Raw genomic sequence first — 23,958 nt, 5'->3', positions numbered from 1 at the left:
CAATGATTAATAGCACCAGAAAGCTATGGGTGTTAAACGGTTCGCATCCCCAATTATTTAATCAAGTCAGCGCTATTATTCAACAGCACCCGGGCGATTGGCTTACAGTTACCACAAAAACAGATTTGCCCGTAGCGATTAACCATCATATTCATCCCAATCAAACCAAATCATTACTTGGCAAAGAGTTTAAACATGCTATTTTCGATGCCACCGAAGGTTTTAATTTAGATGCTTTTGCGATGCTAGCCGGCACTTTAATCAAAGGTAGTGTGCTAATTTTATTACTGCCAGATGATTTGACCAATTGGGTGGACCAAGATAGTTTGCGTTGGAATGAATCTACAAAGCCGATTCGTGTGCCCAATTTTGTTCAACATTTACAACAAACCTTATCAAAATTTGCTACAAAAAAGCCACCAGAGTTTACGCAGCAAGATGATGGGCAAAAGGATTTAACCGAGCAACAGTTAGTGCTAAACCAACTCCTAAAAAGCAATAGTCGTTTAAATATCTTAATGGCTAAACGAGGGCGCGGTAAATCAGCATTAGCTGGGCAATTTACTCATTATCATGAATGCTGGGTAACAGCACCGAATAAAAGTGCGCTAACGACTTTTTTTCAGTTTGCTAAACCAGGAACACCGTTTTATGCACCAGATCAACTAATTGAAATGGTCGATCATCCATTTCCTGAGTGGTTGATCATTGATGAAGCGGCGATGATCCCATTGCCAATGTTGGAGCAACTGCTAAAGCTGTCACCATCGACTAAAATCCTATTGATCACAACGGTAGAAGGTTACGAAGGAACAGGGCAGGGGTTTTTATTAAAATTACTGGACAGGCAAATTTGCCAGCGATTTTATCTTAATTCGCCTATTCGTTGGCAAGATAACGATCAACTCGAACAACTTTGCGATAACTTATTGCTTAATGGCGTGATAAAATCGCAAACCAATGAGCAGGCTACGGTCTATTCGCTTAACGAAAGAACAGATATCGACCTACTTAAGTCTATCTACAATTTATTAAAAACGGCTCATTATCAAACAACCTTAGTTGATTTAAGACGACTATTTGATGCAAAAAACTTAGCTGTTTGGCAGGCCAAAAAAGGTGATCAACTTATTGCTGGCGCAATTACGATTGATGAAGGTAATTTGACTGATGACTTAATCGATGCCGTTTGGAAAGGCACACGCCGACCAAAAGGCAATCTTGTCGCGCAATCATTGGTTGCACATGCTGGTGATAAACTAGCGGCAAAACTAAAATCGGTCAGAATTAACCGTATTGCGGTTATAGAGCCTTATCGACGTCAACATATCGCCCTGAAGTTGGTTGAACATATCTATCAACAAGCAATGAAAAATCACAACGATTTTGTCTCTGTCAGTTTTGCTTACAGCGCCGTTAATTATCAATTTTGGCATAATTGTGGCTTTACCTTAGTCCATATTGCCAGCCATAAACAAGCCAATTCTGGTAGTTATTCAATGATGGCAATCAAACCCATCACTCAGCAAGGTTATGAACTAAGCCAACGTTTAGCGGAAAATTTAAGGCGTAATAGCTATTGGCTTAATGCCATTATCGATTTACCTTTCAGTCAACTTATCACCATTGATGATCAGCAGGCGTTAACTCATCAAGATCTTCAGGACCTGCAAGGATTTTGTAATTATCATCGACCGTTTGAAGCAACTTATCCGGCACTGTGTCGTCTAAAACAGGCAACAAATGGTAAAATACCTTCACTATTATTACAAAATAGTGAATCGATAAATAAACTACCAAGTCGAAATGAGATGATCCAAGCTATCAAACAAGAAGTAAAAACATGGCTTGAAAAATTATCAAACTGACCAAATAAAGATCAGCTAATTTACGATCAAAAAATGAAAAGTCAGTTGCCGTCAGATGAAAACTACGTTTAAAATGACGCCGATTTTAAATAAAAGGATCCTATTGTGTTAGAAAATAAATCACAACATTCCAATTCTAAATCAGGTATAGAATACTTTTTCCAAGGCTGGTCTTTAGCATTTAGCCCTGGTTTAAAACGCTTTGTATTTTTACCGTTGCTGGCTAATATCGTTATTATGTCAGCGCTATTTTATTGGTTTTTTGTTTCAATCACTGGCATGGTGGATTGGGGCTTATCGTTTATGCCAAGTTGGTTGCACTGGTTGGGCTACATCATTAGTGCTATTGTCATTTTAACTTTAACAATTTTATTTTGTTATTTTTTCAGTACGATAACCAACGTTATAGCTGCGCCTTTCAATGGTCTGCTGGCCGAACAGGTAGAAGCACAGCTCACTGGTGTACCTGCGCCTGATACCTCTTGGTTGAGTTTAATAAAAGACTTACCTCGCATCTTAAAGCGCGAGCTACAAAAATTTGGCTATTATTTATTATGGGCGATTCCGATATTGCTAACCTACTTGATTCCCATCATCGGGCAATCGGTTACTCCGATAGTGTGGTTTTTATTTACCGCTTGGCAGATTAACATCCAATATGCAGATTACGCCTTTGATAACCACAAAATCTCTTTTGAGCGTATGCGCCAATTATTAAGACAAGATCGCGCTGACAATCTGCTATTTGGTATGTTAATCAGCTTTTTTACCATGGTGCCATTATTGAATTTAATTATTATGCCAATTGCGGTTTGTGGCGCGACAGCGATGTGGGTTGATCGCTATCGTCACCAAGCTATTTTTGCAAGTAAAAGTCAGGACTTTCGATAATTTATTTTTGCTTAGGACGACTTGGCCAATCGTCGTCCTCATCATCAGAATAAGGGATAGGTTTTATCCCTTTCTTTTTTTCTAAATAGTGCTTATAGCTTAGTTTATTCAGTGCTTTAATTGTATTAATAAAGATCCCCACCAAAATAATAAGAATCACCCACCAATAATCTTTAAGCCACTCCATTTAAATCCCCTTGAGTTTTTAGCACAAAGCATGATCTCATATTAAAATCTATAGTAACTTTTCTAAAATATCGATATAGATAGCTTGTAATGTAATGACATCTTGGCAATTTACATTTTCATTCACTTTATGAATAGTTTTATTTAACACACCAAGCTCAATCACCTGACAACCTAACTTAGCAATAAAACGCCCGTCGGATGTCCCGCCACTGGTTGATAATTTGGTATCAATTTGTGTAAAGGCCTTAATTGCACTTGCTGCTGCATCAGTTAGCTCGCCTTGTGGTGTTAAAAATGGATGGCCGGACAAACGCCAATTTAACGTATAGTTTAAATGATGTTTTTGCAAAATCGCCTCGACTTTTGCTTTAATCATCTCATCGGTTAACTCACTACTATAACGAAAATTAAATTGCACTGACAAATCACCAGGAACCACATTTTCAGCGCCGGTACCACCATTAATATTGGCTATTTGCATTGTCGTTTGTGGGAAATATTCATTACCATTATCCCAAACTGTCGTTACCAATTCATTCAAAGCGGGCGCAAATTTATGCACCGGATTATCAGCAAGATGAGGATAAGCAACATGTCCCTGAATACCATGTACCACTAAATTGGCTGTCAAAGAGCCACGACGCCCATTCTTAATCTGATCACCAAGAACACTATCACTTGAAGGCTCACCAACAATACAGTAATCGATCTGTTCTTGACGTTTAATCAGCCAATCAACCACTTTTACCGTGCCATCGGTTGCATCTGCTTCTTCATCGGAAGTCAGCAAAAACGCAACCCGACCAGTATGGTCAGGATATTTTTTAACAAACGTCTCAGCGGCACAAACCATAGCCGCTACGCCACTTTTCATATCGGCAGCGCCACGACCGTACAAAATACCGTTTTCATCAATAGTTGGCTCAAAAGGCGGGTAACACCACTTACTCTCATCACCGGCTGGCACCACATCAGTATGACCGGCAAACATCAAAGTTTTACCACTACCATGGTAGGCCCAAAGGTTTTTCGTCTTACCAATATTTACCTCTTCAATCACAAAGCCTAACGGCTTTAGACGATCGATAATCATCTGCTGGCAGTTCTTATCATCGGGGCTTATTGATCTTTCAGCAATCAATGCTTTGGTTAGTGCAATAACAGGTTCAGTCATGGTGATCTCGATCTTATGATTTAGGTTTAACAAATTGCGAATAGCTCTCGTCAGAAAATCCCAACAAAGCCCGCTTACCATCAACAAGTAGTGGACGCTTTAAAATAGAAGGATTAGCTAACATAATCTTGATAGCGGCATCTTGATTATCAACTTGATTACGTACTGTTTCGTCAAGCTTACGCCAAGTCGTACCACGAGTATTTAACAAACTCTGCCAATCAACAAGTTTTAATAACTGACTTAACAACTCAGCCGACAAGCCATCGGTTTTATAATTATGAAATTGGTAATTGACTTGATGATCATTGAGCCACGTAAATGCTTTTTTCATGGTATCACAATTCTTAATTCCATAAATAATATACATAACTATTTGCCCTAAAATGAAAAGATAAATCGATTATAACAGCTAAAAAACAGCAAACAAAGGGAAAGTGGGTTTTATAAAAATGATGATTTTTTGATAAAAAAGTTGAGGAGCGGGGTTTTTGAGGTTCCAAATTTCGATTAAAAATTATCAAATTATCAAAATTACGCATCACTCAGGTAAATTTTTTCAGAATCTTAATTATAGTTTTTTTAAGGTTTGTAAATGAGATGATTTTAATTAAAACAAGAGTTGGTCGATCCTTTCAAGATCTTTACTTGCGATCTTCTTTACGAATATTAACGATCCAAAACAAAAAAAGAATTGCATCGTATTTTTCCAGTAACTATACTCTTTTACCGTTTTAGCGGGATGGCTAAAATTCAAACAAAACCGTAAATAAATCAAAAATATACTTGACAGGATTGTCGCAGATGTTCTATAATTTTCAACAGGCAACAGGCAACAGGCAACTTGGTCAACCTCTAATTTAAATTCGCCAAAGTTAAGTTTCCAGCGTTTATTTTTCACCAAAGTTTATTTTTTCACGCAATTATGCGGAATTTTGCAAATTTTCTCGCGATCTTTTTTTCGATCCTACTATAGATCCTTATTGCGATCTTCTTTTCGATCTAATTTATTCTGGCAGATCTTTTTAGGTATGGCTGTTTTAATTCCTTTTTCCAGCCATGCATTAACCTCTAAAACCTCGAATGTGATTCAAGGTAATGCGCCGTATTTGACTTTCGATGGTGGTCGTACTCGTGCGATTAATACTAACGATCTGCTCGGGATAACGTTATCTGATGGTACGCAATATACGCCATCAACCAATCCTTCATCGGCAACCCCAATCGTCTTGCCGGTTGTGGATCAAAGTTTTGCTGATATAGACATGTTTGTTCCAACTGATACCGATTCAGTCGCTTTAAGTTCTCTTATCGGTCCTCCTAATAATTATTGGGGGGATGATGATGGTGATAGTGACGTTACTGTTACAGGTTCTTTAAGTTTATCTATCGTCGATAATAACAATCAAGCTGTATCACGTAATTCCGTATTAAAGATTTGTAATACTCCTTATAGGGTGACGTTATCCAGTACTAACGGCACATTATCTACTCGTTACGGTTTTCCTAATCGTAGTGATTTCAGTGAAAGTAGTGTGACTTATTATGTTAATCCTAAGGCTAAACCTGTGGTTTGTTTTGCCAGACCTAATTTAAAAAATGCTAAGCTTGGTGATGATATTTTTTTCCCATATCATGATTATGCTGGCCCGTCTTCGATGTGGGACCCTGCTAATGGTTTTATCCCTCAGTCAATTGACCCTTCACGTTATGGTTCAAACTTTCCTACTACTGGCGCTAATGGACTGTACTTTGACTTAGATATTAGAGGTGTTAGTCAACCTTTGTCTTGGTCTTCATTATCTCAGGGGGGAATCACAGTTACAATGTCTAATTCAACTGCTGCAAGCGTACGTGTTACTTTAACGGGTCCTTTTGCTACCGAATCCCAGCATAATTCAGCCAATCCTGGTCGTCTTCCAACACTTACTTTGCCTCAGACCTTCGAGTTGGTCGGTCGTGATGGTCAAGGTAATCCTGTTATTAAATATGGTTTTACATTGAAACAGTGGTTCGTCAACCGTGGTACTAAGTGGGACTATTATTCTCCTGCCTTATCTTGGTGTAATAGTATTGGTTATCGAATGCCTCTCATAAAGGATTTAACCAATGCAACTTGTCGTGGTAAACATTCAGGCGATTGGTGTGAAGGTTTCGTCGGCGCCACACCTTCCTCACCTGGTAATTATTTCCAACGTAGAATTGGCTCTGGCTTTTTCAATGAGTGGGGTCCTCTTAGCGACTTTGGCGTTGGCTTCACCCTTGACTCTTGGTACTGGACTAGTGACGTGAATGGTAGTTGGCAGCTTGTCGTGTCAACCTTCCACGGTGGTGTGGATAGGCGCGACGACATCCCCCATGCCTCGCTCTGCTCATATCCTTAGTATTTATTTCTTCCTCCTTAAGCCTTAAAGCTTGGGGGATAAAGGAGTAGTTAAATTATTAAGAAATATTTGACTTGAAGAGTCAAGGTGGTTGTCAAATAAAAAGCGATTTTGTGGTTTAGCCCCTCCGGACATCATCATCCCTCAACCGGGGGGGATTTTTAAAGTGTTTAACTGTAAAAAAGTTGAGGAACGGGGTTTTTGAAATTCAAGATTCCACTTAAAAATTATTAAATTATCAAAATCACTAATTTTGAATACTTAAATATAATTTTTTATGGATTATTAATAATAATTTTTAAATGTTTATAAAGATGATGTTCATTAATGAAAAAAGTAAATAAATTAGAAATATACTTAACAGGATTGTTGTGCATGTTCGATAATTTTCAGAAGACAACTTGGTCAACCTCTAATTTAAATTCGTCGAAGTTGTGCTCTCAGTGTTTATTTTTTACAAAAGTTTATTTTTTCACGCAATTATGGGGAATTTTGCAAATTTTCGTGCGATCTTTTTCTCGATCCTTTTTGCGATCTAATTTACTCCGTCAGATTGTTTTTTGCGTGGCGATTTTTTTTCCTCTTTTCAGCCATGCATTAACCTCTAAAACCTCGAATTATATTCAGGGTAGTGCACCTTATTTGACTTTCGATGGTGGTCGCACGCGAGCGGTTGATACTGATAGTCTGCTTAGTATTACTTTATCAAATGGTGTGCAATACACGCCTTCAACTAATACTTCATCTCCTGAAAATCCAATCGTGTTGCCTGTTGCTGGTCAAAGTTTTTCTGATATAGGCATGTTCGTTCCTACTGATACTAATTCAGTCGATTTAAGTGCTCTTATCGGTCCTCCTTATAATTACTGGAGGGATTATGATGGCGATTCAGACGTTACAGCTACAGGTTCTTTACGTGTATCTATCTCCTCTATAAGGTTAAGGACAGGTTCTAGATATTATTCACGTAGTACTGTGCTAGAGATTTGTACAGCACCTTATAAGGTTAGCTTATATAGTACTGGTGGTACTTTATCGACACGTTATGGGGTTCCTAGTAGTAGTACTTTCAATGCAAGTTATGTGACTTATTATGTTACTCCTAATCCTAATAATGAGCCAAAGGTTTGTTTTGCTGATCCAGCGGAGGATGTGTTTACACATGATGGTATTCGTACTTCGATGTGGGACCCTGCGTATGGTTTTCTTCCTCAGTCAACTGACTCATATGATAAGAACTTTCCGACTACAGGTGCCAACAACATGTCCTTTAATTTACGCCTTGCTGGTAATAATCAAGCATTGTCTTGGTCTCCTGTCTCGCGAGGTGGTATCACGGCGACTATGACCAATTCTACAGCGAAAGGCGTACGGGTTACCTTAACTGGCCCTGTTGCAACTGAATCCCAATGGAATTCCAGCAATCCTGGTCCTATTACTAAGCCTACTTTGCCTCAGACATTCGAGTTAGTTGGTCGAGATAGTAGTGGTAAAGCTATCGTTAAATATGGTTTTACATTAAAACAATGGTTTGTCAACCGAGGTAAAGGCTATTACTCCTATCCTAGTATGGAGTCCTGGTGTAATAGTATTGGTTATCGTATGCCTACGATTAAAGATTTAACTAATGCAAAACGTTATGAAGCGACTGGTGCTGAACCTTCATCATCTTATGGTGTTTATTATCAGCATAGCATTGGTGCTGGCTTTATTGCGGAGTGGGGTAATCTAGGCCTATATAAAGATGCTAACTTTAGTACTAACAACTCTTATCCTAACAGGCTCTGGACCAATGTTATAGCTCCTGGCAACGATAATCGGTTTGTTGTTTATCTTGATGATGGCCATATACATTGGGCTTATATTGGCTCTGATATCACTTTGAAAGGGCTTTGTACTTTACCTTAGTATCATCTATCGTGCGATAAAAAGCGATTTTGTGGTTTAGCCTCCCCCGTACATCATCATCCCTCAACAGGGGGGGGATTTTTTGAGCAATAGTAGTTTCAGCGTTTAAAATTCCACCTTGCAATGTTGCCATATGAATAATTTGGCTCTAAATGATGATGTGTTTTAATTATTTTTATATCAGAAAAGTTGAGGAGCGGGGTTTTTGAGGTTCTAAATTTCGATTAAAAATTATTAAATTATCGAAATTACTCATCATTCAGGTAAATTTTTTTAGGATCTTAATTATAGTTTTTTAAAGGTTTGTAAGGAAGATGATTTTAATTAAAACAATAGATAGTCGATCCTTTCAAGATCTTTCTTGCGATCTTCTTTACGAAAATTAACGATCCAAAATAAAAAAAGTATTGCATCGTGTTTTTCCAGTAACTATACTCTTTTAGCGTTTTAGCTGGATGGCTAAAATTCAAACAAAACAGTAAATAAATCAAAAATATACTTGACAGGATTGTCGCAGATGTTCTATAATTCTCAACAGGCAACAGGCAACAGGCAACTTGGCCAACCTCTAATTTAAATTCGTCAAAGTTAAGCTCCCAGCGTTTATTTTTCACCAAAGTTTATTTTTTCACGCAATTATGCGAAATTTTGCAAATTTTCGCGCGATCTTTTTTTCGATCCTACTATAGATCCTTCTTGCGATCCTCTTTTCGATCTAATTTATTCCGGCAGATTTTTTTAGGCGTAGCTGTTTTACTTTCTTTTACCAGCCATGCATTAACCTCTAAAACCTCGAATGTGATTCACGGTAATGCGCCGTATTTAACTTTTGATGGTGGTCGTACTCGCGTTGTTGATACAAATGGGCTGCTTGGTATTACTCTATCTGATGGTACACAATACACGCCTTTAAATAATACCTCATCTACAACGCCAATCGTCTTGCCTGATGAAGAGCAAAGTTTTGCTGATATAGACATGTTTGTTCCAACTGATACTGATTCAGTCGCTTTAAGTTCTCTTATCGGTCCTCCTAATAATTATTGGGGGGATGATGATGGTGATAATGACGTTACTGTTACTGGTTCTTTAAGTTTATCTATCGTCGATAATAACAATCAAGCTGTATCACGTAATTCCGTATTAACGATTTGTAATTCTCCTTATAGGGTTACGTTATCAAGTACTAACGGCACATTATCCACACGTTATGGCGTTCCTAATAGTAGTGATTTCAGTGCCAATGTTGTGACGTATTTCGTTAATCCTAAGGCTACGTCGATGGTTTGTTTCACCAGACCTAATTTAAAAAATGCTAAGCTTGGTGATGATATTTTGTTCCCATATCATGATTATGCTGGTCCGTCTTTTATGTGGGACCCTGCTAATGGTTTTATCCCTCAGTCAACTGACCCTTCACGTTATGGTTCAAACTTTCCTACTACTGGCGCTAATGGACTGTACTTTGACTTAGATATTAGAGGTGTTAGTCAACCTTTGTCTTGGTCTTCATTATCTCAGGGGGGAATCACAGTTACAATGTCTAATTCAACTGCTGCAAGCGTACGTGTTACTTTAACGGGTCCTTTCGCTACCGAATTCCAGCATAATTCAGACAATCCTGGTCTTATTTCCAAACCTATTTTGCCTCAGACCTTTGAGTTGGTCGGTCGTGATGGTCAAGGTAATCCTGTTATTAAATATGGTTTTACATTGAAGCAGTGGTTCGTCAACCGTGGTACTAAGTGGGACGATTATTCTCCTGCCTTATCTTGGTGTAATAGTATTGGTTATCGAATGCCTCTCATAAAGGATTTAACCAATGCAACTTGTCGTGGTAAACATTCAGGCGATTGGTGTGAAGGTTTCGTCGGCGCCACACCTTCCTCACCTGGTAATTATTTCCAACGTAGAATTGGCTCTGGCTTTTTCAATGAGTGGGGTCCTCTTAGCGACTTTGGCGTTGGCTTCACCCATGACTCTTGGTACTGGACTAGTGACGTGAATGGTAGTAGTTTGCGGCATGTCGTGCAAACCTTCCACGGTGGTGTGGATAGGCGCACCGACAGCCCCCATGCCTCGCTCTGCTCATATCCTTAGTATTTATTTCTTCTTCCTTAAGCCTTAAAACTTGGGGGTATAAAGGAGTAGTTAAATTATTAAGAAATATTTGAATTGAAGAGTCAAGGTAGTTTTCAGATAAAAATTGATTTTGTGGTTTAGCCCCTCCGGATATCATCATCCCTCAACCGGGGGGGATTTTTAAAGTGTTTAACTATAAAAAAGTTGAGGAACGGGGTTTTTGAAATTCAAGATTCCACTTAAAAATTATTAAATTATCAAAATCACTAATTTTGAATACTTAAATATAATTTTTTATGGATTATTAATACTAATTTTTAAATGTTTGTAAAGATGATGTTATTTAATGAAAAAAGTAAATAAATTAAAAATATCCTTAATAGGATTGTTGTGCATGTTCGATAATTTTCAGAAGACAACTTGGTCAACCTCTAATTTAAATTCGTCGAAGTTAAGTTCCCAGCGTTTATTCTTCACCAAAGTTTATTTTTTCACGCAATTATGCGGAATTTTGCAAATTTTCTCGCGATCTTTTTTTCGATCCTACTTTAGATCCTTCTTGCGATCCTCTTTTCGATCTAATTTATTCCGGCAGATTTTTTTAGGTATGGCTGTTTTACTTTCTTTTACCAGCCATGCATTAACCTCTAAAACCTCAAATGTGATTCACGGTAATGCGCCGTATTTGACTTTCGATGGTGGTCGCACGCGAGCGGTTGATACTGATAGTCTGCTTAGTATTACTTTATCAAATGGTGTGCAATACACGCCTTCAACTAATACTTCATCTCCTGAAAATCCAATCGTGTTGCCTGTTGCTGGTCAAAGTTTTTCTGATATAGGCATGTTCTTTCCTACTGATACTAAATCCCCCAATTTAGTCGATTTAAGTGCTCTTATCGGTCCTCCTTATAATTATTTGGGGGATGATGATGGAGATACTGAAGCTACTGCTACAGGTTATTTAATTTTATATATCAGAGATTCAGGGCGCCGTTATAGTAGAAGATATTCACGTAGTACTGTGCCAGAGATTTGTAGAGCACCTTATGAGATTGAATTATACAACACTAATAATACATTATCGACACGTTATGGGGTTCCTCGTAGTAGTACTTTCAATGCAAAGCGTGTGTTTTATTATGTTACTCCTAACCCTAATAATACTAAGCCAAAGGTTTGTTTTGCTGAACCAGAAAATATGAAGGGTTTTTTATATTATCCTCCTTATACTTCGACGTGGGACGCTAACTATGGTTTTCTTGCTCATTCAACTGAATCATATGATAAGAACTTTCCGACTACAGGTGCTAACAACATGTCCTTTAATTTACGCCTTGCTGGTAATAAACAAGCATTGTCTTGGTCTCCTGTCTCGCGAGGTGGTATCACGGCGACTATGAGCAATTCTACAGCGACAGGCGTACGGGTTACCTTAACTGGCCCTGTTGCAACTGAATCCCAATGGAATTCCAGCAATCCTGGTCCTATTACTAAGCCTACTTTGCCTCAGACATTCGAGTTAGTTGGTCGAGATAGTAGTGGTAAAGCTATCGTTAAATATGGTTTTACGTTAAAACAATGGTTTGTCAACCGAGGTAAAGACTATTACTCCTATCCTAGTATGGAGTCCTGGTGTAATAGTATTGGTTATCGTATGCCTACGGTTAAAGATTTAACTAATGCAAAACATGATGAAATTACGGGTGCTCAACCTTCATCATCTGGTAATCATTATCAGCATAGTATTGTTGGTGCCAGCTTTATTGCGGAGTGGGGTCAGCTACCCGAATATGAACAAGCCAACTTTATTGACGCCAGATATTACTGGACCAGTGATGTAAAAGATTTGAACAGTTGGTTCGTCGTTCATCCTTATAGTGGCGGTATAGATTGGGGTGTGCTTTCTTTTGAAAATTCGAGTTTTGTTGAAATTGTTGTTGAATTGGGAGGGCTTTGCACTTTACCTTAGTATCATCCATCGTGCGATAAAAAGCGATTTTGTGGTTTAGCCTCCCCCGTACATCATCATCCCTCAATCGGGGGGGATTTTTTGAGCAGTAGTAATTTCAGCGTTTAAAATTCCACTTTGCAATGTTGCCATATGAATAATTTGGCTCTAAATGATGATGTGTTTTAATTATTTTTATATCAGAAAAGTTGAGGAGCGGGGTTTTTGGGGTTCTAAATTTCGATTAAAAATTATTAAATTATCAAGATTATTCATCACTCAGGTAAATTTTTTCAGGATCTTAATTATAGTTTTTTAAAGGTTTGTAAATGATATGGTTTCAATTAAAACAAGAGTTAGTCGATCCTTTCAAGAGCTTTCTTGCGATCTTCTTTACGAATATTAACGATCCAAAACAAAAAAAGAATTGCATCGTGTTTTTCCAGTAACTATACTCTTTTAGCGTTTTAGCAGGATGGCTAAAATTCAAGCAAAACAGTAAATAAATCAAAAATATACTTGACAGGATTGTCGCAGATGTTCTATAATTTTCAACAGGCAACAGGCAACAGGCAACTTGGCCAACCTCTAATTTAAATTCGTCAAAGTTAAGTTCCCAGCGTTTATTCTTCACCAAAGTTTATTTTTTCACGCAATTATGCGGAATTTTGCAAATTTTCTCGCGATCTTTTTTTCGATCCTACTATAGATCCTTCTTGCGATCCTCTTTTCGATCTAATTTATTCCGGCAGATTTTTTTAGGTGTGGCTATTTTACTTTCTTTTTCCAGCCATGCATTAACCTCTAAAACCTCAAATGTGATTCACGGTAATGTGCCGTATTTGACTTTCGATGGTGGTCGTACTCGTGTGAATGATTCTAACGGTTTGCTCGGTATTATGTTATCAGATGGTACACAATATACGCTTTCAACCAATTCTTCATCTCCTGAAAAACCAATCGTGTTACCGGTTGCGGGTCAGAGTTTTGCTGATATAGGTATGTTTGTTCCTACTAATACTGATTCAGTCGATTTAAGTACACTTATCGGTCCTCATCATAATTATTGGGGGGATGATGATGGTGATTCTGACGTTACTGCTACAGGTTCTGTAAGTTTGTCTATTGTCGATAAAAGCAGTCAATCGGTATCACGTAGCACTGTACCAGAGATTTGTAAGGCACCTTATAGGGTTACGTTATCAAGTACTAACGGCACATTATCCACACGTTATGGCGTTCCTAATCGTAGTGATTTCAGTGCCAATGTTGTGACGTATTTCGTTAATCCTAAGGCTACGCCGATAGTTTGTTTTGCTCGGCCTAATTTATATATGGGTACAGATGATTATGCTGGTCCATCTTCGATGTGGGACCCTGCTAACGGTTTTCTCACTCAGTCAAATGACCCATCCTCTTACGGTCAAAACTTTCCTACTACTGGTGCTAATGGATTGTATTTTGATTTACTTATTAGTGGTAGTAGTCAGGCGTTGTCTTGGTCTCCCTTATCTCAGGGTGGCATCACAGTTACAATGACTAATTCCACTGCTACAAGTGTTCGTGTTACTTTAACGGGTCCTTTCGCTACCGAATCCCAGCATCATTCAGACAATCCTGGTCGTCTTCTAACACTTAGTTTGCCTCAGACCTTCGAGTTGGTTGGTCGTGATGGTCAAGGTAATCCAGTTGTTAAATATGGTTTTACTTTGAAGCAGTGGTTCGTCAACCGTGGTAATGATACTTACAAACATTCTAATGCTTTGTCTTGGTGTAATAGTATTGGTTATCGAATGCCTCGAGTAAAGGATTTAACAAATTCGTCTCGATTTAGTAGTTTGGGCGCTACACCTTCCTCACATAGTGACCATTATATGCGTCATATAGGTTCTGGCTTTTTCACGGAGTGGGGCAGAATGGAGGATTATTCAGGCGTTGGTTTCATAAGATCTTCTTACAGGACTAGTGACAGCATTGGTCGTCATCGCCGCTATGACGTGCACTCATACGGCGGTATTGTGAATTGGCACGAAAGCATGCCTTTATCCGTGGTTTGTGCCTATCCTTAGTATTTATTTCTTCGTCTTTAATGCTTAGGGTCGAGGGGTATAAAGGAGTAGTTAAGTCATTAAGAAATAGTTGACTTGAAGAGTGAAGGTAGTTTTCAGATAAAAATTGATTTTGTAGTTTAGCCCCTCCGGATATCATCATCCCTCAACCGGGGGGATTTTTAAAGTGTTTAACTGTAAAAAAGTTGAGGAACGGGGTTTTTGAAATTCAAGATTCCACTTGAAAATTATTAAATTATCAAAATCACTAATTTTGAATACTTAAATATAATTTTTTTATGGATTATTAATAATAATTTTTAAATGTTTACAAAGATGATGTTCATTAATAAAAAAGTAAATAAATTAAAAATATACTTAAGAGGATTGTTGTGCATGTTCGATAATTTTCAAAAGACAACTTGGTCAACCTCTAATTTAAATTCGTCGAAGTTAAGCTTTCAGTGTTTATTTTTTACCAAAGTTTATTTTTTCACACAATTATGGGGAATTTTGAAAATTTTCGCGCGATCTTTTTCTCGATCCTTTTTACGATCTAATTTACTCCGTCAGATTGTTTTTTGCGTGGCGATTTTTCTTCCTCTTTTCAGCCATGCATTAACCTCTAAAACCTCGAATTATATTCAGGGTAGTGCACCTTATTTGACTTTCGATGGTGGTCGTACTCGTGTGATAGATGTTAACGGTCTGCTTGGTATTACACTTTCTGATGGAACTCGGTACACGCCTTCTACCAATTCATCATCTACGACCCCAGTCTCCTTGCCGGTTGCGGGTCAGAGTTTTGCTGATATAGGTATGTTTGTTCCTACTAATACTGATTCAGTCGCTTTAAGCGCACTTATCGGTCCTCCTAATAATTATTGGGGGGATGATGATGGTGATTCCGACGTTACTGCTACAGGTTCTTTAAGTTTATCTATCGTCGATAAAAACAATGAATCTGTATCACGTAGTACCGTTCCAACAATTTGTAATTCACCTTATAAGGTTACGTTATCCAGTACTGACGGTACATTATCTACTCGTTACGGATTTCCTAATCGTAGTGATTTCCGTGCCAGTAATGTAACTTATTACGTTAAACCTAAGGCTGCGCCGGTGGTTTGTTTTGCTAAGCCTATTTTGCATAAAGGCTCGGGTCGATATGCTGGTCCGTTTTCGATGTGGGACCCAGCTAAGGGTTTTCTCACTCAGTCAACTGCCCCCTCTCATTATGGTTCAAACTTTCCTACTACTGGTGCTAATGGATTGTACTTTGATTTAGATATTGGTGGTCGTAGTCAGCCATTGTCTTGGTCTCCTGTTTCTCATGGAGGTATCACTGCTACTATGTCTAAGTCTACTGCTACAAGCGTACGCGTTACTTTAACTGGTCCTTACGCTACCGAATCCCAGCATAATTCAGACAATCCTGGTCGTATTTCCACTCCATCGTTGCCTCAGACTTTCGAGTTGGTCGGTCGAGACAATAATGGTAATCCTGTCGTCACATATGGTTTTACTTTGAAGCAGTGGTTCGTCCACAGTGGTACTTGGTATGGCTCTTATTCTTCTGCCTTATCTTGGTGTAATAGTATTGGTTATCGAATGCCTCGCGTAAGGGATTTAACCAATGCAGTTCTTACAGGCTCTCATCCTATCTCTGGCGCCACCCCTACCTCACCTGGTAATCATTATATGCGTCATATAGGTTCTGGTTTTTTCACGGAGTGGGGCACTATATACCAGTATTCACGCGCTGGCTTCACCTACAATTGGTACGGGACTAGTGACCCGAGTGGTAGTGGTAGTAGCCAGTTTATCGTGTTCACAAGCGACGGTTACGTGAGTTGGGGCTACTACGACGTCTTCGGACTTTGCTCCCATCCTTAGTTTTTATTTTTTCTTCCTTAAGCCTCAAAGCTTGGGGTATAAAGGTGTAGTTAAATCATTAAGAAATATTTGACTTGAAGAGTCAAGGTGGTTGTCAAATAAAAAGCGATTTTGTGGTTTAGCCCCTCCGGACATCATCATCCCTCAACCGGGGGGGATTTTTTTAGGGCATGGGTTGAAGTTCTAAATACCGATTAAAAATTATTAAATGATTAATCACTCAGATAAATTTTTTAAGGATCATTAATTAAGGTCTTTAAATGTTTGTAAAGATAAAATTTTAAATCAAAACAGTAGTTAGCTAATTATTGTTTAGATCCTTCTAGGATCTTCTTAACGAATGTTAACGATCCAAAATAAAAAAAGTATTGCATCGTATTTTTCCAGTAACTATACTCTTCGAAAATTTTGGCTGGATGGCTAAAATTCAAGCAAAACATTAAATAAATCAAAAATATACTTGACAGGATTGTCGCATATGTTCTATAATTTTCAACAGGCAACAGGCAACAGGCCAACTTGGTCAACCTCTAATTTAAATTCGCCAAATTCAAACTCCCAGCCTCTTTTTTTTCATTCCAGCTTATTAGTCGACGAAAATTTAAGATCGCATAGTCGATCGTTGTGGCGATCGTCATTTGGATCATCTCGTCGATCATCTCTCGGATCTAAATTACTCCGACAGATCTTTTTACCGCTCGTCCTTTTGCTAATACCTTTTTATTCTAGCCATGCATTAACGGCTAAAACCTCGAATATGATTCGCGGTAATGCGCCTTATTTAACTTTCGATGGTGGTAAGACACGTGTTCTTAATATTGAAGCTTTGCTCGGTATTACGCTATCTAACGGAAAACAGTACACGACTACAACGAATACTTCATCATCTTCAAACCCCATTGAGTTACCGGTTGCAGGTCAAAGTTTTGCTGATATAGATATGATCGTTCCAACGAATGTCGATTTAATCACTTTAAAAACGCTTATTGGTCCTCCCAATAATTATTGGGGGGATGATGATGGTGATGATGAGATTAAGGTTAATGGTTTTTTAGAGTTATCTCTCGTTGATTATAGAAATAGAACAGTATCACGTAATACAGTGTTAAGGCCTTGTAACGCGCCTTATGAGGTTATATTAACTAATACAAATGGTACATTAACAACGCGTTATGGTATTCCAAATAGTAGTGATTTCAATCCTAGTCGGGTCACTTATTTTGTCAAACCTAAGGGGCAGGAAATTTGTTTTGCCACTCCAAGTCTATCTTTCGAAGGCAATGGAGGTGTAAAAGCGGGTCCACCTGAAATTTTTGATCCATCTCTTGGTTTTTTGCCTCAGTCAACTGACTCATATGGTAAGAACTTTCCGACTACAGGTGCTAACAACATGTACTTTGATTTAAGCATTGCTGGTAATAAACAAGCATTGTCTTGGTCTCCTGTCTCGCGAGGTGGTATCACGGCGACTATGAGCAATTCTACAGCGACAGGCGTACGGGTTACCTTAACTGGCCCTGTTGCAACTGAATCCCAATGGAATTCCAGCAATCCTGGTCCTATTACTAAGCCTACTTTGCCTCAGACATTCGAGTTAGTTGGTCGAGATAGTAGTGGTAAAGCTATCGTTAAATATGGTTTTACGTTAAAACAATGGTTTGTCAACCGAGGTAAAACTTATTACAGCTATCCTAGCATGGAATCCTGGTGTAATAGTATTGGTTATCGCCTGCCTAAAGTTAAGGATTTAACTAATGCAAAACGTTATGAAATTACTGGTGGTACACCTTCATCATCAGGTGATTATTATATGCGTACAATTGGTGCAAGCTTGCTTGCGGAGTGGGGTAATATAGGCAAATATGATCGAACCAACTTTGACGCTGTCCAATGGTACTGGACCAGTGATGTAAAAGGTTTGAGCCGGTTCGTCGTTTTTCCTAAAGATGGTCATGTACATTGGGCTGAACCCTCGTATGATAAATCGGTAGGGCTTTGCACTTTGCCTTAGCATGGTCGTACAATAAAAGCAATTTTGTGGGCATAGCCCACATAACCCCCCACCTTGGTGGGGGTATTTTTGCGTTTTTTATTGCAATAAAGTTGAGGAGCGGGGTTTTGGCATTTAAAACCCCACCTAAAAATCAATAAATGAACAAAATTTAAATAAAATTAAATTTTCTCGGGATTAAAAACCATAATTTTAAAGATTTGTAAAGCTCGCTTTTATCAATTAAAACATAACCTAGATAGTAATTATTTAGCTCTTTTTCTGATCATATTTACAAAAGTTAACGATCTAAAGTGAAATAATTATTGCGTCATATTCTTCCAATCACTATACTTCTAGATCACTTTAGCTGAATAGCTAAAGTTTAATCAACAAACAAAAAATAGTAAATAAATCATAAAATTACTTGACAGGATGGTCGAATATGTTCTATAATTTTCAACAGGCAACAGGCAACTTGGCCAACCTATAATTTAAATTCGCCAAATTTAAACTCTCAGCCTCTTTTTTTACACTTCAGTTTATTAATTGACAAAAATTTAAGATCACGCAGTCGATCGTCGTTCCGATCGTCATTTGGATCATTTTGTCGATCTAAATTATTTCGAGAGATCTTTTTACCGCTAGGCCTTTTACTCATACCTTTTTACTCCAGCCATGCATTAACTTCACAGACGACAAAAAATCAGATTCATGGTAGTGCGCCTTATTTAACTTATGACGGTGGCCTTACACGTGCGGTTGATACTGATGGTCTGCTCAGTATTACTTTATCAAATGGTGTGCAATACACGCCTTCAACTAATACTTCATCTTCTTCAGCACCAATCGTTTTACCTGTTGCTGGTCAAAGTCTTGCTCGCGTTAACATGTTTGTTCCAGTTAATACAAATTCAGTCACATTAACTAGGCTTGTTGATACTTATAAATATTGGGGGGATAATGATGGCGATACAGATGTTACAGCTACAGGAGGTACTTTAAGTTTATCTGTCACCGATAAATACAGCCGAGTTGTACCACGTCATACAGTATTAGGGCATTGTGGTGCCCCTTATAGTCTTAAATTAACCAGTACGGATGGTACACTATCCACACGTTATGGGGTTCCTCATAGTCGTAGTTTCAATGCAAGTAGTGTGACTTATTATGTTACTCCTAACCCTAAGACTGAACCAGAGGTTTGTTTTGCTAAACCCGTTTTGATTGCAGGTGAAGGAAAGTATGCTGGTCCATCTTCTATTTGGAACCCTTATAAGGGTTTTTTCACCCAGGATACTAGGCCTGATCATTATGGTAAAAACTTTCCGACTACGGGTGCTAATAACATGTACTTTGATTTAGAAATTGCTGGTAATAGTCAGAAATTGGCTTGGTCTTCTGTCACTCAGGGAGGTATCACCGCTACTATGAGCAATCCCACACCGACAAGCGTACGGGTTACCTTAACCGGTCCAGTTGCGAAGGCATCCCAATGGAATTCTAACAATCCTGGTCTTATTGCTAAGCCTACTTTCCCTCAGACTTTCGAGTTAATTGGTCATTATGTCCATAATGGTGAGAGGGCTGTCAAGTATGGATTTCAGATAAAACAATGGTTTGTCAACCGAGGTAAAGGTTTTTATACCTATTCTAATATGGAGTCTTGGTGTAATAAAATTGGTTACCGTATGCCTACGGTTAAAGATTTAACTAATGCAAAACGTTTTGAAGTGACTGGTGCTGAACCTTCCTCACCTGATGATCATTATCAGCGTAGAATTGGTGCTAGCTTTATTGCGGAGTGGGGTAATCTAAACAAATATGAAAAAGCCGACTTTGGTATTACCAGGTTCTGGACCAATGTTATAGCTCCTGACAACGATAATCGGTTTGTTGTTTACCCTGATGATGGTCGTATACATTGGTTTTATACTGGCTATGAAAGCATTTTGGAAGGGCTTTGTACTTTACCTTAGCATCATTACTTGGGTGAAAAAATAATTATATTCACTAAAGAATCGAAAATTCAACGTAGTCGAGCGATAACAAGCAATTTTATAGTGTCTAACAACTAAATTATCCGCCCCAACTAGGGCGGATTTTTTTAGGCGTAGGGATTCTTTTGCCTTGCTATATCGCTAGAATTTCATACTGGCGCTAATGATAGCGTGGAATTTAGCTGCTGGTATTGATTCGTAAGCTGTGGTGTAGTTTCTGTTTAAGATATTGTTGAGGTCTAACCCAATATGGTACTGGCGATTAGCGCCAAATGAGGTTGTGGTTGATAAGTTTAATGTTGACCATCCGCTGTAGTGATAAACAGATGAATCACCGCGTTTTGTTGCGTTGGTGGCAAATCGCATAAATAGGTCTGAATCAATATCAAATTTATCAAAATAAGCTGTATGTTTTATCCCTGCACTTCCTGTAAAGCGTGGGTTGCCGGTGTCACGAGTGCTGTAGGTATCTGTCTCGATTTTACGGCTTAGGTAATTCCCTTTTAGATAAGGATTCACCGGAAGGTCTAGGTATTCAACACTTAATTCTAAGCCATGGGTTTTGGCTTTGTTGGCATTGCCATAATAAGTAATAGAACGTCCGGATGCGCCACTACAAATCGATGAGCCATTACAGTTCATTTGGGTGATATAATCTTTTGCATCCGAGAAGTAGATAGCCCCATCAACTAATAATTTGTTATTGTTATAACGTAAACCAATTTCGTAGTTGTTGGATTTTTCAGCTTTTAGATGCGAGTTTCCATAAATCGTTTGCGAAGCAGCCGAGGTGACGGCATAAAGATGTGCAAGGGTTGGATAAACATAACCTTGTGCAAACGAGGCTCTTAGTTGGGTGTTTTTAAAACCTGAGTAGGTTAATCCTGACGATACAACAAAGTTGTTATCATGAGTTTTCTTTTTTCGATCGATACTGTGGCTGGTTGTTGCCGATCCCATAACCGGGATTTTATTTATGGTGGTATTGCCGTTTTTTAGTTTTGATTCGACCCAATATTTACGAGCACCAAGATTCCAAGAGATATCATCGGTTATTGCCCAATCATTTTGCCCAAATAGTGCGATACTCGATTGTTGCCATTTGTTAGTTAGGTATTTATGTTGGGTATAACTAGCTGGTGGTGCAGGCATTTTTGATATCACGACATTATGTGAGTCTTGGTCAACATTATCTTGTTGATACTGTACACCAGCAATTAATGTCATATCTTTATGTGGTTGCATGTCTGATTGGAATGTCATGCCATAGGTTTTTTGTTCGTCATTGGTGGCCGTGTTGGTCGTTACTTTCATTATCGGTCTAGGTGATACTACGACATGGTTTCTAAATTGACGATTGAGTTTTTGGGCGTAAGCATCATAATGCAGTTTTTTTAAGAAACCTGCATCGACGTCATAATCATAAAAGAATCCCACTTTTTCACGTTTTAGTAGTGGAATGTTTACCCAAAATTCTTTTATTTCTGGTGAGTTATCATCGGTATAAGTTTTAGTATTCAGTTTATAACGATCTAATGATATACCAAATTTGTGTTTATCAAGGTTGAGTCCAAACCATGAGCTTATGCTGTTATTATCAAAGTCGGTATCATGCAGTTTGCCTTGATACGCTTTGCGATCATTATTTTCAGAGTAGGTTCCACTGATTCGGTAATCAAATATTTCATCAATCGTGCCGTTTACCGTGCCCATTTCGGTAAAGCCATTGGTCGATTGGTTATAGATTAATTTGGCATCTCCGGTTAGTGGTTTTCCATCTTTACTTCCTTTACGGGTTATAAAGTTAACGACGCCACCAATCGCTTGCGAGCCATATAATACTGAGTGAGGCCCTTTAATCACTTCGATGCGTTCAACTGATTCCATGTCGATTAATACACCCGCACTTGAACCGTGTCCGGAACGGTGATAAGTCACTTCTTGACCATCAATTAACATTAAAATACGCGAAGGAGCTTCACCACGAATCATGATTTGTTTGCGTCCTGCTAGTGCGTTATCGGTAATTTCAACGCCTGGAATATCACGCAGTGCTTCAACCACAGAATCGCCATTGAGTTTTTCAATCTCGTCACGGTTGACTGCATTAACAGATACTGAGCTATCCCATACTGTCTTTTCATTCCGATCAGCGGTAACGATAATGGTATCTTGTGGATTGCCTTTTTTTTCTTCTGCATAACTATCAGCACAAAAACAGATAGTTAATATTGCAATATAATGTAATTTTGGGGTCATAAAACTTCTCTTTGTCTCTTTTGTATAACGTTGTATTGATATAAAACGCAAATGATAATCATTATTATTATAGATGTAAATAATTAAATTAATTCGAATTGTATTAACTTTGAGGATCAGTGTGGATTTTTTAACTTTGTCACATTTTTAATAACAAAATCACGCAAATTGCCGATTTTTTATTTGTGATTATCGATAACAAATTTTACAATAACCACTCAATATATAAGTTAGGTTATGCAAAATGTCTATTGCTGTTGTAGAAGTTAATCGTAAATCAATTTTACACAATGTTGAATTTTTTAAACAAAAATCTCCAAACTGTACTTTAATGGCAGTGGTTAAAGCGAATGCTTATGGCCATGGCATGGAAGGGGTTGCTCAGTTGTTGGATGGTAAAGTTGATTGTTTTGGTGTTGCACGAGTTTCAGAAGCAATAGTTTTGCGTCAAGTTGGTATTCGTGGTCCTATCGTGCTTTTGGAAGGTTTTTTTCCGCATGATGACATTAACGATTTGCTTGATTTTAATTTGCAACCAGTTATCCATTCAAGTTGGCAAATCGATGTTTTAAATACGATCCCTTTTGCAAATGAGATCACAGTTTGGTTTAAGATTGACACTGGTATGCACCGTTTAGGTTTTCATTTTGATGAAGCAATAAACGAGTTTAATCGTTTAGCTAGCTGTAAAGCTGTTCGCCAGCCGATCAATATTATTAGCCATTTTAGTAGTGCAGATGAGTTAGGTTCTTCACAAACCAATACCCAAATAGCACGTTTTAATGAATTTGCTCGTTCGGTTAATGGCTGTCAACAATCGATTGCAGCATCAGGTGGTTTGCTTGCTTGGCCTGATTCTCATCTTGATATGATTCGAGTTGGTATTGCGTTATATGGGGTTTCGCCATTTTCTGATGCAGTCGCTGATTTACAACCCGCTATGACGCTCAAATCTGAATTAATCGCAGTACGTAAGCACGAAAAAGGACAATCAGTTGGTTATGGTCAAACTTGGACAAGTGAAAGTGACACTGTACTAGGGGTTGTGGCGATGGGATATGGTGATGGTTATCCGCGCGATATTCCAGAAAATACACCCGTGAGTATTAATGGTCGCTTGGTACCGATTGTTGGTCGTGTTTCTATGGATATGATTGTGGTCAATTTAGGACAACACTGCCAGGATAAACCCGGCGACGAAGTCATTTTTTGGGGCAAGGAGTTGCCGGTTGAACAAATCGCTAAGCACACGGGAATGAGTGCTTATGAGTTATTAACGCGCTTAACTTCACGCGCAAAAATTCGTTATAAAGACTAG

15 protein-coding genes are annotated in these 23,958 nt (G+C 38.4%); 11 read left to right on the top strand and 4 right to left on the bottom strand.

Annotated features, from left to right (window positions below):
• Positions 1 to 2 precede the first annotated feature (2 nt).
• Both A9G08_RS08760 and cysZ read left to right on the top strand, forming a co-directional pair.
• The gene (locus tag A9G08_RS08760) at positions 3 to 1,868 is read left to right on the top strand and encodes a tRNA(Met) cytidine acetyltransferase TmcA domain-containing protein (protein ID WP_065563330.1); all 1,866 of its coding nucleotides are present in this window, start codon (positions 3 to 5) and stop codon (positions 1,866 to 1,868) included.
• Between the two features lie 105 nt (positions 1,869 to 1,973).
• On the top strand, positions 1,974 to 2,759 hold the full coding sequence (gene cysZ / locus A9G08_RS08755) for a sulfate transporter CysZ (protein ID WP_065563329.1): 786 nt from the start codon (positions 1,974 to 1,976) through the stop codon (positions 2,757 to 2,759).
• A gap of 1 nt (position 2,760) precedes the next feature.
• On the opposite strand, the gene A9G08_RS08750 is transcribed toward cysZ, so the two are convergent.
• The 3 genes from A9G08_RS08750 to A9G08_RS08740 are packed head-to-tail and all read right to left on the bottom strand — an operon-like array spanning position 2,761 to position 4,492.
• Positions 2,761 to 2,946 carry a YpfN family protein gene (locus A9G08_RS08750; RefSeq protein WP_065563328.1) on the bottom strand — a complete coding sequence of 62 codons (186 nt, stop codon included), beginning with the start codon at positions 2,944 to 2,946 and terminating at the stop codon, positions 2,761 to 2,763.
• A gap of 48 nt (positions 2,947 to 2,994) precedes the next feature.
• Positions 2,995 to 4,122: a succinyl-diaminopimelate desuccinylase gene (dapE, locus tag A9G08_RS08745; RefSeq protein ID WP_065563327.1), complete on the bottom strand. Its 1,128-nt coding sequence runs from the start codon at positions 4,120 to 4,122 to the stop codon at positions 2,995 to 2,997.
• A gap of 13 nt (positions 4,123 to 4,135) precedes the next feature.
• On the bottom strand, positions 4,136 to 4,492 hold the full coding sequence (locus tag A9G08_RS08740) for an ArsC family reductase (RefSeq protein WP_065563326.1): 357 nt from the start codon (positions 4,490 to 4,492) through the stop codon (positions 4,136 to 4,138).
• A 661-nt stretch (positions 4,493 to 5,153) separates the two neighbouring features.
• On the opposite strand from A9G08_RS08740, the gene A9G08_RS08735 reads away from it, so the two are divergent.
• The 8 genes from A9G08_RS08735 (at position 5,154) to A9G08_RS08700 (ending at position 20,360) form a co-directional block, all read left to right on the top strand.
• Positions 5,154 to 6,506 (top strand): hypothetical protein, encoded by a 1,353-nt coding sequence (locus A9G08_RS08735; RefSeq protein ID WP_065563325.1) that lies wholly within the window; start codon positions 5,154 to 5,156, stop codon positions 6,504 to 6,506.
• A gap of 564 nt (positions 6,507 to 7,070) precedes the next feature.
• On the top strand, positions 7,071 to 8,414 hold the full coding sequence (locus A9G08_RS08730) for a hypothetical protein (RefSeq protein ID WP_065563324.1): 1,344 nt from the start codon (positions 7,071 to 7,073) through the stop codon (positions 8,412 to 8,414).
• Positions 8,415 to 9,110: 696 nt separating this feature from the next.
• Entirely contained in the window at positions 9,111 to 10,514 is a 1,404-nt protein-coding gene (locus A9G08_RS08725) for a hypothetical protein (protein WP_065563323.1), read from the top strand.
• 589 nt (positions 10,515 to 11,103) lie between these two features.
• Positions 11,104 to 12,468, top strand: coding sequence for a hypothetical protein (locus A9G08_RS08720; RefSeq protein WP_065563322.1), 1,365 nt, complete (start codon positions 11,104 to 11,106; stop codon positions 12,466 to 12,468).
• Between the two features lie 743 nt (positions 12,469 to 13,211).
• On the top strand, positions 13,212 to 14,516 hold the full coding sequence (locus A9G08_RS08715) for a hypothetical protein (protein ID WP_065563321.1): 1,305 nt from the start codon (positions 13,212 to 13,214) through the stop codon (positions 14,514 to 14,516).
• Positions 14,517 to 15,080: 564 nt separating this feature from the next.
• Positions 15,081 to 16,391 carry a hypothetical protein gene (locus A9G08_RS08710; RefSeq protein ID WP_141673961.1) on the top strand — a complete coding sequence of 437 codons (1,311 nt, stop codon included), beginning with the start codon at positions 15,081 to 15,083 and terminating at the stop codon, positions 16,389 to 16,391.
• Between the two features lie 478 nt (positions 16,392 to 16,869).
• Positions 16,870 to 18,402, top strand: a complete 1,533-nt coding sequence (locus tag A9G08_RS08705; protein WP_065563319.1) for a hypothetical protein — start codon at positions 16,870 to 16,872, stop codon at positions 18,400 to 18,402.
• Positions 18,403 to 19,184: 782 nt separating this feature from the next.
• Positions 19,185 to 20,360, top strand: a complete 1,176-nt coding sequence (locus tag A9G08_RS08700) for a hypothetical protein (RefSeq protein ID WP_065563318.1) — start codon at positions 19,185 to 19,187, stop codon at positions 20,358 to 20,360.
• Positions 20,361 to 20,522: 162 nt separating this feature from the next.
• Here A9G08_RS08700 and A9G08_RS08695 read toward each other — a convergent pair whose 3' ends face one another.
• A complete protein-coding gene (locus A9G08_RS08695) occupies positions 20,523 to 22,640 on the bottom strand; it encodes a TonB-dependent receptor plug domain-containing protein (protein WP_065563317.1) in 2,118 nt (705 codons plus the stop codon).
• A 244-nt stretch (positions 22,641 to 22,884) separates the two neighbouring features.
• Here A9G08_RS08695 and alr point away from each other — a divergent pair, with 244 nt between their 5' ends.
• On the top strand, positions 22,885 to 23,958 hold the full coding sequence (gene alr, locus A9G08_RS08690; protein ID WP_065563316.1) for an alanine racemase: 1,074 nt from the start codon (positions 22,885 to 22,887) through the stop codon (positions 23,956 to 23,958).

The organism is Gilliamella sp. wkB195 (assembly GCF_001690445.1).
In the GTDB taxonomy this organism is placed as follows: domain Bacteria; phylum Pseudomonadota; class Gammaproteobacteria; order Enterobacterales; family Orbaceae; genus Gilliamella; species Gilliamella apicola_E.
The sequence above is the reverse complement of the archived record's forward strand: the minus strand, read 5'-3'. Positions and strand labels throughout refer to the sequence as shown.

What these genes read in the sequence shown, in the direction of transcription:
- A9G08_RS08760 (WP_065563330.1), top strand. Translation starts at nt 3, where the DNA reads ATGATTAATAGCACCAGAAAGCTATGGGTGTTAAACGGTTCGCATCCC.
- A9G08_RS08750 (WP_065563328.1), bottom strand. Translation starts at nt 2,946, where the DNA reads ATGGAGTGGCTTAAAGATTATTGGTGGGTGATTCTTATTATTTTGGTG.
- dapE (WP_065563327.1), bottom strand. Translation starts at nt 4,122, where the DNA reads ATGACTGAACCTGTTATTGCACTAACCAAAGCATTGATTGCTGAAAGA.
- A9G08_RS08740 (WP_065563326.1), bottom strand. Translation starts at nt 4,492, where the DNA reads ATGTATATTATTTATGGAATTAAGAATTGTGATACCATGAAAAAAGCA.
- A9G08_RS08735 (WP_065563325.1), top strand. Translation starts at nt 5,154, where the DNA reads ATGGCTGTTTTAATTCCTTTTTCCAGCCATGCATTAACCTCTAAAACC.
- A9G08_RS08720 (WP_065563322.1), top strand. Translation starts at nt 11,104, where the DNA reads ATGGCTGTTTTACTTTCTTTTACCAGCCATGCATTAACCTCTAAAACC.
- A9G08_RS08705 (WP_065563319.1), top strand. Translation starts at nt 16,870, where the DNA reads ATGTTCTATAATTTTCAACAGGCAACAGGCAACAGGCCAACTTGGTCA.
- A9G08_RS08695 (WP_065563317.1), bottom strand. Translation starts at nt 22,640, where the DNA reads ATGACCCCAAAATTACATTATATTGCAATATTAACTATCTGTTTTTGT.
- alr (WP_065563316.1), top strand. Translation starts at nt 22,885, where the DNA reads ATGTCTATTGCTGTTGTAGAAGTTAATCGTAAATCAATTTTACACAAT.